At 68.8% G+C, this 12,405-nt stretch carries 8 protein-coding genes and 4 pseudogenes; 3 read left to right on the plus strand and 9 right to left on the minus strand.

Going from position 1 to position 12,405, the window contains the following annotated elements; all coding sequences use genetic code 11:
* Positions 1 to 56: 56 nt before the first annotated feature.
* On the plus strand, positions 57 to 848 hold the full coding sequence (locus OG403_RS27545; RefSeq protein ID WP_329572607.1) for a tetratricopeptide repeat protein: 792 nt from the start codon (positions 57 to 59) through the stop codon (positions 846 to 848).
* Here OG403_RS27545 and OG403_RS27550 read toward each other — a convergent pair.
* From OG403_RS27550 to OG403_RS27565, 4 genes and pseudogenes are all read right to left on the minus strand, one after another.
* On the minus strand, positions 797 to 1,123 hold the full coding sequence (locus tag OG403_RS27550; protein ID WP_329572734.1) for a hypothetical protein: 327 nt from the start codon (positions 1,121 to 1,123) through the stop codon (positions 797 to 799). The genes OG403_RS27545 and OG403_RS27550 overlap by 52 nt on opposite strands.
* A 77-nt stretch (positions 1,124 to 1,200) precedes the next feature.
* Positions 1,201 to 2,008, minus strand: a pseudogene (locus OG403_RS27555) (integrase core domain-containing protein); the annotation flags it as partial.
* A gap of 137 nt (positions 2,009 to 2,145) precedes the next feature.
* Positions 2,146 to 2,445, minus strand: a complete 300-nt coding sequence (locus tag OG403_RS27560; protein WP_329568905.1) for a hypothetical protein — start codon at positions 2,443 to 2,445, stop codon at positions 2,146 to 2,148.
* A gap of 17 nt (positions 2,446 to 2,462) precedes the next feature.
* A complete protein-coding gene (locus tag OG403_RS27565) occupies positions 2,463 to 3,950 on the minus strand; it encodes an RHS repeat-associated core domain-containing protein (RefSeq protein ID WP_329568907.1) in 1,488 nt (495 codons plus the stop codon).
* Here OG403_RS27565 and OG403_RS27570 point away from each other — a divergent pair.
* Positions 3,931 to 4,239, plus strand: a complete 309-nt coding sequence (locus tag OG403_RS27570; protein WP_329561174.1) for a transposase — start codon at positions 3,931 to 3,933, stop codon at positions 4,237 to 4,239. The genes OG403_RS27565 and OG403_RS27570 overlap by 20 nt on opposite strands.
* Before the next feature lie 5 nt (positions 4,240 to 4,244).
* Positions 4,245 to 5,099: pseudogene (locus OG403_RS27575) on the plus strand (IS3 family transposase); the annotation flags it as partial.
* Between the two features lie 83 nt (positions 5,100 to 5,182).
* On the opposite strand, the pseudogene OG403_RS27580 reads toward OG403_RS27575, so the two are convergent.
* The 5 genes and pseudogenes from OG403_RS27580 to OG403_RS27600 form a co-directional block, all read right to left on the minus strand.
* Positions 5,183 to 6,086 (minus strand): annotated as a pseudogene (locus OG403_RS27580) (integrase core domain-containing protein); the annotation flags it as partial.
* Positions 6,087 to 6,416: 330 nt separating this feature from the next.
* Complete coding sequence (locus OG403_RS27585) at positions 6,417 to 7,241, minus strand: hypothetical protein (protein WP_329568909.1); 825 nt, start codon at positions 7,239 to 7,241, stop codon at positions 6,417 to 6,419.
* An 85-nt stretch (positions 7,242 to 7,326) separates the two neighbouring features.
* Positions 7,327 to 7,695, minus strand: a complete 369-nt coding sequence (locus OG403_RS27590; protein WP_329568910.1) for a hypothetical protein — start codon at positions 7,693 to 7,695, stop codon at positions 7,327 to 7,329.
* 217 nt (positions 7,696 to 7,912) lie between these two features.
* Positions 7,913 to 11,008 carry a CHAT domain-containing protein gene (locus OG403_RS27595; RefSeq protein ID WP_329568912.1) on the minus strand — a complete coding sequence of 1,032 codons (3,096 nt, stop codon included), beginning with the start codon at positions 11,006 to 11,008 and terminating at the stop codon, positions 7,913 to 7,915.
* A 121-nt stretch (positions 11,009 to 11,129) separates the two neighbouring features.
* Positions 11,130 to 12,255, minus strand: a pseudogene (locus OG403_RS27600) (hypothetical protein).
* Positions 12,256 to 12,405: the final 150 nt, after the last annotated feature.

Below are 12,405 nucleotides of genomic sequence, written 5' to 3' on the forward strand. Positions count from 1 at the left end.
GTCACGACCGTCTCACTGGACTTGAAATCTTCCGGGGCGCCCGCCATCCCACGACCCTGAGGTCCCGTACGAACCTGGCAGCCGCCTACCGGGAAGCCGACCGGATCGACGAAGCCGTCTCCCTGGGCAAGCAAGTGGTGGCCGACTCCGAGCGATATCTGGGCGACCTGCATCCCGAGACCTGGCGCGCGCGGTCCGACCTCGCAGCCTCCTACCTGAAGGCCGAACAGACGGCAGAGGCCGTTGCCCTGCTGGAGCAAGTCGCCAGCGACGCGCAGCATCTCCTAGGCGATGATCACGTCGACACCTGGCACGCTCGGGCCGCTCTGTCCGCCGCGTACCGAGCAGCCGGAAGCATCAAGGAAGCCCTGACCCTCGGAGAAAGGGTCGCCGCGGACTCCGGAAGCCTCCTCGGCGACTACCACCCCGACACCTGGCGTGCCCGCTCCTCCCTGGCGGCTTCCTATCTGAAGGCTGGACGCCACGCCGACGCCATCAACGGCCTGAAACAGGTCGGGATTCGCTCCGAGCAGCTCCTTGGAGACCTTCACCCGTACACCCTGCGTTCCCGGGCCGCTCTGGCCCTTGCCCTGCAAGAGGTAGGACAAGCCGAGGAGGCCAGCAAGCTCGAGGAGCAAGTCCTCGCCGCCATGGCGCAGACCCACGGTGACCGTCACGCATCAACACTGCGCGCCTGCTACGACCTGCTCGCCCCGTACGGCGAAGCAGGCAGGGCAGGAGAAGGAATGACTCTGCTTGAACGCTTCACCGCCGACTCCGAACGCCTGCTCAGCGACTACGCACGCACACGCGAGGGGCACGATGTGGTGAGCCATTCGCGCAGGTAGCCGGCGACGGTGGTGCGGCGGTTCTCGTAGACGCCGCGCAGCTCGCCGTCGAGGACGGCGGCCATCTCGCGGGCGGCTTCGGCGTGGCTGGCGAAGCCGCCCCTGCGGCGGACGCGGCGCTGTCCGTCCTCGCGGGCGAGGTTGACGGCGTAGGTCCAGGTTCCGTGCTTGGCGTCTTCCAGTAGCCGCATGCACCAGGGGCCGAGCTGCTTCTTGTGCTCGTCCTGGCAGCCGCAGCGACGGTAGACCCTGCCGCGCTTCGTACGCTGACCCATGGGTTGGCTCCTCCTTGGACTGGGTGGTTACGGGTCCAAGGTTCGCCGGGTGGTCGGGCATGTCGGCAGAGCGTGCTGGGGGCACAGGGGCGGGCGCTTGCGATGTCCTGGTGTGGCCTGTGGGAGTTGTGGAACTTCTCGAACTCCCGCAGGGCGTGGAGTAGGTGCCGCTCGTTCCAGATCAGGGCCCGGTCCAACAGCTCGCGGCGGCAGGTCTGCACCCAGCGCTCCATGAGGGAGTTCATACGCGGCATGCGGACCCCGCTGAGCACGACCTGGATTCCCGCGTCTTTGAGGAGGGCGTCGAACAGTTCGGGGAACTTCCCATCCCGGTCCCGGATCAGGAACTGTGCCTGGCAGCTGGCATCCTCGAGGTCCATGACGAGGTTCTTCGCCGCTTGTGTGACCCAGGACGCGGTCGGGTGTGCGGTGGCGCCGAGGAGCCGGATCCGCCGGTTGGCATGCTCAATCACTGTGAGTACGTGCAGCCGGGCTCCGGACATGGTGACCGTTTCGAAGAAGTCGCATGCGAGAAGTGCATCGGCTTGGGAGCGTAGGAAGTTGGCCCACTGGGCGCTTCGGCCGGGACCGGGCGGCGTGACGGCGGGCGACCAGGTCGCGGTGCCAGCGCAGTACGGTGTCGGGCCGCACCAGTAACCGCATCCGACGCAGCACCTGGGTCGGCAATCGCTGCAGCAGTGCGGCCAGGAGCGCCCGGTCGCTCGCTTCGAAGCGGACCCGTTGTCCGCTCAGCTGCCGTTCCAGCACGGTGATCTGATGGCGCAGGGCCAGGATCTCCATGTCCTTCTCGCGGTCGGTCATCGGCAGCAGTCGCAGGATCGCGAACGCGTTCGTCACACCCAGGTACGCCAGTCGTAGCAGCACGGGCGATCATCATGCCGCGGAGCTCGTCGGCTCTGTGGATGAGGTTCTCGGCAAGGGCAACGCTGCCCAGTCGGACTTTCAATCGGTTGCGCAGCCCCTGCTGCTCGAGCAGAGGCTGCGCGGTCGCTCAGCGAGGGTTATTCATCATCGCCGAATACATGTGCAGTGAGAGCATCAGCAAGGAACTCCGCAACGGCCTGAACGCCGTCCGTGTAGCGGCCTGAAATATCGACCCGCCCGTGCCTCCAGGAGAAAGAAGCGGCTTCACCGGGAATTGCATAGACCTTCTGCCTCCCAATGTCCACCCACTTAATGTATCCATCCTCCCGGAGGAGAGTGCTCGAGTCGGCGAGCGCCTCCCATTCCTCAACCCCGATGGGGTCGCTTGAGCTCTCGGGCCAGAACTCTGCACGGGTTATATGAAACTCGTAACCCATACATCCCCACCTTTCGTCTAGCCGGAAGAGCTGCCGAATAGCAGCGTCACTCCGTTATCGTGGGCATATTGTACCGCCTTGGTCATCTGCTGTGTCTGCAGGTCCGTGAGGGGCGCGCTTGAGTTTGTGATGACGTAAACTACGCGCTGTTTGATCATATCCGGGGTCAAGACTCCAGGATTGCGACGTTCGTCGCCATCATAGTTTTTAGCATCGTCGATGGCGCTTTTCAGTCGCTGGAAGAACATTCCGGCACGCTGGAAGCTCGGCAGGGTGGTGTCCATCGACTTAAGGCTCAGGGCGATCCCGGTGTCCGGCTCGAACTGATCGAATGCCTTGTATCCGGCCGGAAGGTTCGAGAAGCCCATGTGCTCCTCAAAGGCCAGCCCCTTATCGCGAGACGAGAGCTCCCAAATGCTGGTCTCTCCCAAGTTTGTCATGGCGCCGAGGTCCTGCACATCCGGTACGGCTGCAGCTGCCCCGCTACCGGATCCGGCCACGGCCGAGGACCACGGTTCGCGGTCGCCGAACGCTCGGCTTGCCCAGCTGTCGAGCCCGCCGAGTAGATTGAGGACGACCTGCGTGGAGAGTTCGTCGGCGTGTTTCTGGACGAGGTCGGCGACGTTGTTGCAGCCGAAGGAGCGGAGCTTGGCAGCCGCGATGTATTCCGCTCGGGCTTGGTTGATTGGGAGGTACTTGTCGACGAATCCGTGGGCGCCTCCGTTTTGCCCTGTGAAGGCATCCCAGATATCGCCGACGAACTGGAACGGCATTTTGAAGCCGGCTTTCAGGCCGCTGCCGATCGCCTGCCACGGGGACATGTTCTCCGGGTCGAGGTCGCCCAGTGACGGTACGTCGTTCGGGTCGTCTGGGTCCGTCGGGGCCATGCCGCTGGGGTCCGTGTGGAGCGTCGGTGCGTTGGCGGCGTACGCGTAGGCCGACCCGTACGGCGCGGATGCGGAGAGTGGGTCGCGCCCGGTGAACCGTCCGGTGGAGGGGTTGTATTCGCGCGCCCGGTCGTCCTGGTTGCCGGTCAGGGTGGGGTCGTTGTACTGGCCGGCGAAGCCGAAGGCGCTGGTCGGTGCGTTGCTGGTGATGGCTGTGGTGGTCTGCTGGCCGAAGGCGTCGTAGGACATCCGGGTCTGCTGGATGCCGTTGGCGTCGGTCAGGTCGGTGATGGAGCCGAGCCAGTCGTGGTGGTCGTAGGAGGTGGCACCGCTGGTCCGCTGGGACTGGGGTAGGCCGAGGGGGTCGTAGCCGTAGTCGCCGGTGACCGCGCCTGTGGCGTTGGTTTCGGTGGCGAGTTGCGGGAGGTGGTTGTTGATGTCCCAGGTGGCGGTTCGGATGGTCGCGCCGCTGGAGCTGGTCGTGACGCGGTTGCCCTGGGCGTCGTTGGTGAAGGTGTAGGCGACGCCTGAAGTTCCCCCGTTGATCTGGACAGCTTGATACTGGGACGGTTGAGTCCCGGAGGAAGCAGTCCAGGTAGTGAGTGGCAAGAGCAACATGAGCAAGCGGTACACGGCGGAGTTCAAGCGGGACGCGATCGCGCTCGTCCGGTCCTCGCCCCATCGGAACGTCACCGATATCGCCCGGGAGCTGGGCGTGAGTCCGGAGGGGCTTCGCGGCTGGGTGAAACAGGCGAAGGTCGACCGCGGCGAGGGGGCGCCAGGCGCGCTGACGACGGCGGAGAAGGACGAGCTCCAGCGGCTGCGCAGGGAGAACCGGGAACAGCAGCAGACGATCGAGATCTTGAAAAAAGCCGCGGCCTTCTTCGCGAAGGAGACGATGAAGTAGGCACGTTGTGCCGCTTCATCGACGCGGAGAGGGCTGCCGAGGACAGACCTGACGGCTTCAGTGTCGCGCTGTTGTGCCGGGTTCTGAAGCTCCCGCGCACCAGCTACTACGCCTGGCTCGCCAGTCGGCCGGCCGCCGCCGAGCGGCAGCGGGCAGAAGACGAACTGGCCCAGGAGATAAGGGAGATCCACGCCTCCTCGCGCGGAGCCTACGGCGTCCCGCGCGTGCACGCCGCACTGCGGCGGACGGGCCGTGCGATCAACCGGAAGAAGGTCGAGCGGATCATGCGCGAGCGCGACATCCGGGGTATCACCCGCCGCAGGCGCCGCCACCTGACGAAACAGGACACCAAGGCCGCCCCGGCCCCCGACCTGATCGGCCGCGACTTCACCGCGAAGCGGCCCGGTACGAAGCTCGTCGGCGACATCACATATCTGCCCACGATCGAGGGCTGGTGGTATCTGGCCACGGTCATCGACCTGGCGACCCGCGAGGTGATCGGGTACGCGATGGCCGACCACCACCGCGCCGAACTGGTCACCGACGCCCTGAAAATGGCCGCCGGCCGGGGCGGCCTGAAGCCGGGCTGCATCATGCACACCGACCGCGGCAGCGAGTATACGAGTAGCGAATTCCGCCAGGAGATAAGGAAGTTGAACCTGAGACAGAGTATGGGGCGAACCGGCATATGTTACGATAACGCCGCAGCCGAGAGCTTCTTCGGCTTGCTGAAAGCGGAGATCGGCACCACCGTCTGGGACAGCCGGGAAGCGGCCCGAGCCGACGTCTTCCGCTTCATCGAAGTCGAATACAACCGCACCAGGCTCCGCAGGCACCCCGAGTTCGGGTACCTCACCCCACTCGAAACCCGAGCCAGGCTGCAGCACGACTTCACCCCCCGCAGCGTAAGCACCCGCTGTCCAAGATCAGGGGGGAACTTCAGGGCGTGGGTCTCGTTCCATATCAGCAGGTGGTCGAGGACTTCTCGCCGCAGGGTGCCAATGACTCGTTCGCAGTGGGCGTTCGCTCGCGGAGCACGGGGCGGCGTCTTGATGACCGCTACTTCCTCAGCCTCGAAGACAGCGTCGAACGACGAGGTGTACTTCGCGTCCCGGTCGCGGATCAGGAAGCGCAGTGAATCGAGCCGGATGCCCAACTCGACCGCGAGATTCTCTCCTGTTGCACCGCCCGGGGGCCCGTCGGGTGGGCGGTCACCCCGGTGACGTGCAACCGTCGTGTGCCGTGCTCGAGGAACACCAGCGCGTACACCCGGCGCAGGTCGACCAGATCGATGTGCACGAAGTCGCAGGCGATGGCGCCCTCGGCTTGCGCGGTCAGGAACTCGCGCCACGTCGGCCCACCGCGGCGCGGGGCCGGATCGACGCCCGCCGCCGTCAGGATCTCCCAGACCGTCGTCGCGCCGATCGGATGCCCGAGGCGGACCAGTTCGCCCTGGATCCGACGGCAGCCCCAGCGCGGATTCTCCTTGGCCAGCCGCAGCACCAGCGCCTTCAGCGCGCTCGCGGTCGGCGGCCTGCCGGGCCGGCCCCGCCGCTTGCCGCAGTCCCGCTTCCGGGCGATCAGCCTGCGGTGCCACGCGAGCAGAGTCCCGGGCGTCACCGGAAACACCTTCGCCCACCGGCTCCGGGGGTCAGCGAGGACAGTGCCGTGAACCACAGCCGGTCTGCCTGCTCGTACCGCACTGGTGCGGTGAGTTGCCCGTGCAGCACCGCGTTCTCATGCCGCAGCGCCAGGAGTTCGGCGTCCTTGGCCGTGTCCCGACGGAGCAGTACTGCCGGAACCGCGAGCAGCTTCCGCGCCACCCTGTACACCAGTGAGACGATCACCGGACAGGGTTCCAGGAGGCCGTGACGGCTCGCCAGACCCGCCGCGAGCACCAGCGATGAGTTTCCGAACGGCGCACGGTGATCGCGTAGACGGTTTGGCGGCTGACGGTGCCGGTCTTGGGGTCGGTGCGGTAGCGCAGGATGCGTGCGGCCTGGACGGCGTGGGGGAAGTCGAGTCCGAGGCCGATGACGGTGACGGCGGCTGTCCGGGCTCGGTGAAGGCGGCGCAGCCGCCGGTTCGGAACCACCTGCCCGGCGCTGTGCTCGACCTGTCGTCCGCAGAGTCCGGACCGGCCCCCGCAGGGTGGGGTCCCCTCGGGCGGTCCGGCCTCAGGCTCCCTTGCGGGCGATCCGGGTCACGCCGATGCCGACCTGTGGGTCGATCGGTTGGTCCGGCGCGAGGGTGCCGAGTTCGGTCGCCAGCTTTCGCAGGTAGAGGTCCACGACGGATTCGATCAGCTCGGCGTGACCTGCTGCGGCCAGCCGGCCGCGGTGCCAGGAAGTGAGCCAGAGCACGAGCGCGATCACGGCCGCGGGCCACCAGAAGCCGGCGAGTACGGCGTAGCAGGCTGCCCAGACCGAGGCGGTCACCGCGGCATCCAGGCGGGCGCGTGCCGCGCGGAGTTCGGCCCGGGCGTCCTCGGGGAGTACCAGCCACAGTCGCATCCAGCAGGCGGCCAGATCGATGCCGTACTGGTTGCGCACCCGGGTCGCGGTCGCGGCGAGTCTGTCGCCGGTGAAGGTCGGTCTGGTCGGTGCGGCGAGTGCGATCCGGTCACGCCGCACGGACAGGTCGTCGAGCGCCCGCAGCGTCCCCGGGGAGCGCTGGTCGGGTAGGGCCTGCGCCCGGCGTGCGGTCAGCCGGGCCTGCAGGTCATGCCAGCGGGAGCTTCTGCGGGCGACGAGCTGGTCCGCCAGCGGCTGCATCACTCGTGGCCAGTCGCCCACCCACAGCCGCTGGCATCCCTCGGCGCACGCCTGGACGAACGCGCCGAGGACCGCGGAGGCGACGATGAGCGCGACCAGTGCCGCGAGCTGTCCGATGCCGGGCCAGTACGAGACCGCCGTGGCCGCCGAACCGATCCGGTGGCCCGCCGCTCGCCAGTCGAGGGCGTCCTCCTGGCCGAGCAGCGCCCCGACACTCGCCGTCGCCATCAGCGACAGGCTGGGAACGACCAGCGCCGATACCCACTTTTCGGCGAGTCTCTTGCCGAGTTCGTCGAGAAAGGGGTTCACCTGGTCATGCCTCGCAGACGAGCAGCGGCTCGTCGCGCAGCCAGCAGCGGCCTGCCGCCGGGATCGGGCCGCCCGGCTCGCGGACGAGCTCCAGGCTGCACCGCTGGTCAGGGCACCGGTACGACTCACCGGACGCGCGCCGGGCCACCCCCGGGATGAGGTCCCCGGGCTCACCGCCTCGTTGCACACCGGCGCCGGTCAGCACGTGCACGGGGATGCCCAGCGTCGCGAGTACCTCCAGGACCGGCGTACCGGCGCTCAGCGCGCTCACCGCACCGTCGAGTTCAGTGGCCCGGCCGCTCTGGTGCATGGCTGCCCTGAGCTGGGGCAGCGTTCGGCAGAATGCGGCCAGGTAGGCCCGATCGTCGTACACCCTGTTCCTCCTGCCTCGTGCCCGTCGCCGAACCCGGACCCGGACCCGGGGACCGGTCCCCTGACCCCCCGAACCCCGCGGCGTGAACGGCAGTTCCACCCCTGGACGCCCCCGCGCCGCAGCGGTCCGCAGCCAGTCTAGCGCCGTCGCCGAAGGCCCAGGGTGACTTCACCGGTTTCGCGGCGCAGCCGTGTCGTCCGTCGTGAATCGGCGCCTGTCACGGCCCGATGTGGATGACTGAGGCCCAGAAGAGCGGTGCGGCGTAGTGCGGTTGGCTGCGCAGCTGCCGGGCCGCCCGGTGCAGCGCGTGGGCCGCGTCGGTGCCAGGTCGCGCGGTGGCCATCGTCCGGTACACCTCCCGGGCGAGCTGCGGGGCGATCGCGTCCGCCACCGTCCACAGCGCGCCGATCACCTGGCGGTAGCCGCAGAGCTGGAACGCGGACGCCAGGGTGATCATCTCGTCCAGCAGCGCGTCGCCCGGAGCGGCGGTGTGGCAGGCGGACAGGTAGGCGAACTCCGCGTCCGACAGGCGCTCAGTGGTGAGATCACGGACCGTCAGGCTGCCGCCGTGCAGCAGCAGTCGGCTGTTCGAAGGGGCGGCCGGGTCGTACACGCCGTGGCAGGCCAGGTGTGCGTGGGTGTGGGTGCGCAGCGCGGCGAGCACGGCCTGCGGGGTCGCCTGGGTGTCGTTGAGCCGGAGTCGGCGGGCCGGCAACTCGTCCAGTGCCGCCAGTTCCTCCTCGACGGCGGGCAACGGCTGGTGCACCAGGGTGTCGGGGGCGAGCGGCGGTGCCTGCGACACGCCGACCGCGACCGCCGACCACCGTTGCAGCGCCGGTGCGGACCGCTCGCGGGCGTGCAACAGCGCCTCCAGCGTGGGCGTGTAGGACGACACCACCAGATCGTCCAGGTAACCGCCGGTGTCGTCGGTGCGCCCGTCACCGGTCGGGCGGCGCGCAGCGTGCAGCGGCAGCAGGGAGAGCGGCCCGGTGGGGCACCACCACAGCCTCGGCCACTGCTGTCCGGGCGCCACCGGGCGGTCCAGCCCGAGCCGGGAGAGCACCGGGCCGGTGACGTACTCCCCCAGCCACCGCAGCGTCTGCGTCACCGTCCGATCGTGCGCGAGCCGGTCCGCGAACGGGGTGGCGGCGGCGGCCAGTGCTGCGACCGCGGCCAGGAAGCCTCGTGCGCGGTCGGCGATCTCCCGCTCGGTGACTCCGGCCAGGGGTACCACTTCGACGATGGTGCGGGTCCTGGCCGGGCGCCGTAGCAGGGCGCCGAGCATGGTGCGGCTCGAGGCCGGGCGCAACAGGATGGCGTCGCAGCCCAGTTGGGAGACGTTGAGCACCACGACCGGTCCGTGCGCTGCCGCGGACCGCAGACGCGGCCATTCGAGCGGCATCTGGAAGCGGGTGAACCCCGGGAGGGTACGGATGTCCGCCACCACGCGGTCGTACTCCTCGGCGGCGGTTCTGCGCTCCTCGGCTGTCCCAGGCTCCTCGACCAACCGCATGCACACCAATTCGAAGCGGTCGGCGAGTTCGGCGGATGCCTCGGCGAGTTCGGCGTACCGGCCGCGCAGGCGCAAGGCCTGCGCCAGCAGCACGCCACGGCCCTGCTCCAGGCGGACCAGTGCCTCGGCAGGTCGCCCCGCCCTGATCTCCACGGCGGCGGCGTCGCACGCTATGGACCCCGCCACGCGCAGCTGGGTCTCCTGCGAGGACCTGCCGAGCGCTCGTCCGGTCAACTTGGGCAGCAGGTCGTCCAGCGCCACCCGGAACGCCGAACCGGCCTGCCGTAGGTCGCCGACGACCGCGCTGTGCAATCCCCACGCGTGGGCCGCGATCAGCCGGGTTCGCACGTCGTGCGTGGGGGTGAGCGCGGTGGCGCGGTACTGCGCTGCCGCCGCGATGAGGCCGTCGGCTCCCTGGGCGGCCACGGTCAGCGTGGCGCCCAGTTCCAGGCGGGCCAGTTGCTGATGGGGACCGTCGGCCGGGGGCAGTTCGGCCACGCCCCGCAGCAACTGAACGGCACGGTCGAGATCGGCGGCCGCTCCGGTGCCTCTCGCGCGGGTCCGCAGGGCCACGGCCAGTTTGATCCGCATGACGGCGTGGTCGTGCTGCTGGTACGAGGTGGCGGCGACCGCGTACTCAAGGTGCCGAACGGCCTCGCCGAGGTCCGCGAGGTCACCGTGGGCGTGGAACCGTGCCTGCAGTACGGCGCCCAGGTTGGTGAGGACCTGGCCGTGGGTCTCGGACAGCGGGTTGCTGCCCGCCAGCGCGGACCGGCCGAGCACGGTCGCCCGTTCGAGATCGGCGTGGTCCTGCGTACCGGTGAACCGGTCCAGGTGGGCGAGGCTGAGGGAGGATGCGGCCAGGGCCCGCAGCGCCGGGTCCTGACCGGTGTCGAGGGCCTCCTGCAGGCAGTCGATCGACTCCTGGAGGTCCTCCAGATCGCCCCTGACCTCGAACCGCATGCGCAGCCAGTCGCCCAGTTGCGCGAGGGCAGTGACGCGGTCCGCCGTCGGCACGGTCGGCGGGCGCAGGGCCCGACGCGTGTCGGCGATGAGCACGTCGAGCCGAGCCGGGTCCCCGTCCCGCGTGTAGTGCGCCACCGCACCGGCGGAGCCGGCCTCGTCCGCCACGGCGGACGGCGGTACTGCGGCGCGCGCCCTCTTCAGGGCGACCAGCATCGCTTCGGGCACCGGCCGATCGGCCGGACAGGCGGCGATGGCCTCCCGCATCATCGCGACCGCCATCTTGATGAAGTCGCTGTTCCCGCCGAGGGCGAAGAGTTCGGCGTAGGCGGAGCCCAGGTTGAAGGTGATCGCCGGGTCGAGCTGGTGCGTCGGCAGCATCTCCCGAGCCTGCTGGATCATCATCGCCGCCTGGGCCAGCCGGTCCCGGTCCCGGGCCTGCACGCTCTGGAGAAACAGCACGACGGCCACCGCGTGCATCACCTCTCCTGGGGGTTGCAACGGGGGTGTCAGAGCTGCGAAGTGGCTGCGGCGCGGTTGCGGAACGGCGTCCGGCCGCACCGCGTGCACCACCGAGAACAGGAAGACGGACGCATCGTGGTCCGGCCTGGACTCCGCCGCCGGAAGGTGCTGACAGCGCGCCCAGTGGAAGCAGGCGGCGAGGTAGATCGCCTCCAGGTCCGCCTCTTCCCCGCCGGCCGTGCCGGGTGCCAGGCGGTCGCGTGCGTCGTAGACGATCTCGGCCACGTTGCCAAGCGTCTCCAGGGACAGCACGGACTCCGGCGAGTCGCCGAAGAACGGGATCTCCCGGTCGGGCGCGGCCATGGCTGCCCGCATCAGTTGACGTAACGACGCGGTGAAGCGACCCGCCATCATCCCCCCCAAGCCCTGTCGACAGAGCTCATCCAGCTTACTGCCGAATGCACTTGACGGTACTTCAGGAGCTGTTTCCCGCAGATCAAGGGAGGCGCCCGGCAAGCGTGGTGGTGAGTTCGGCCGTGGCCAGGTACCACCAGAAGATCCAGTCGAGGAACGCCGGGTCATAGTCCTCCTGCTGGGAGGCGTCACGGTGACGGATCTCGAACTTATTGGCGATCACGAACAATGCGCCGTCATCCGGCTTTCCGAGTTCGGTGCGGATCAGGTCGCGTCGCTCCTCGAGGATCCCGGCCAGGGCGATGATCGCCGAGCGCTTCTCCTCGACGGCTGCGCCGCGTCCGCGGTAGAGGGCGATGGCGTGCGCGGTGCGCTGTTTGATGTCGGGGTCGGTGACGGCCAGGGCCCGGTGGACGAGGTCGGCGCGGGCGTCATCCGTCACGGCCACCAGGCGTCCTTGGTCCTCTCCCTCATCGGCCAGCCGGAAGTGGATCCCAGCACTGTCGAGCAGCCGGTTCACCCGCCACCGGTACAGCACCCGGGCGGGGCCGGCGTGGAACTCCCGGTGGTGCCAGCCGCACTGGTTGAAGGGATGGAAATAGCGGTCGCGCGGACGCGACATCAGATCGTGGAAGACCTCCACCAAGCCGAAGAAGGTGTCCTCGTCCCACTGCTGGGGCTTGACGGGCCACAGCTGCGCGATGCCCAAGCGGAGCTCCAAGACCTCGGCTGCGTCCGGCAGCTCCTCGTCGACGTCGATGCACTCCTCGCCGAACTGCTCGACAAGGTAGCCATTGCCGTGCATCTCCATGACCAGCCGGGCGAACCCGAGGCGCACCGAGTCCGGGTGCGCCGGCGCCTTGGGGGGTGACCCGCCCCTGGTGGTGAGGCCAGTAGGGGCGGGGCTCCGTGAAGTGCTTGATCTCCTTCGTCCGGTCGACCAACTCGCGGAACCACGTCCTCTGCGTCAGCGCCGGGGCCTGGACCCAGGCGGGCAGGTCGGGCCGGCCCCATGGGTCGTCGGTCTTGGGGGCCGCGGCGGGCAGGTTCTCGAAGTCCGAACAGGCACTGGATCCCTGGAACGTCTCGGTGAGCAGCCATGCGGCCCTGGAGGTCCAGTCCCGCCGGCCGGACGCCGCGATGTGGTTGGCCTCGGCGATGAAGAGATCGGCAGGCCAGAGCAGCCCGTAGTTGCTGAGATCTATCACTGGGTTCCTTCCACGCCTGCTGGCCAAGGGAGTTGGCCAGCAGGTAGACCGGTCGGGTGCGGTGCCGCGCGGCGTGGAACTCTCTACCACAAGGCATGACCCCGCCGGCGTGCTTTGTCAGGGAAATAGCTGATTCGAATGACTTCACGG

This window comes from Kitasatospora sp. NBC_01266, from assembly GCF_036242395.1.
In the GTDB taxonomy this organism is placed as follows: Bacteria; Actinomycetota; Actinomycetes; order Streptomycetales; family Streptomycetaceae; genus Kitasatospora.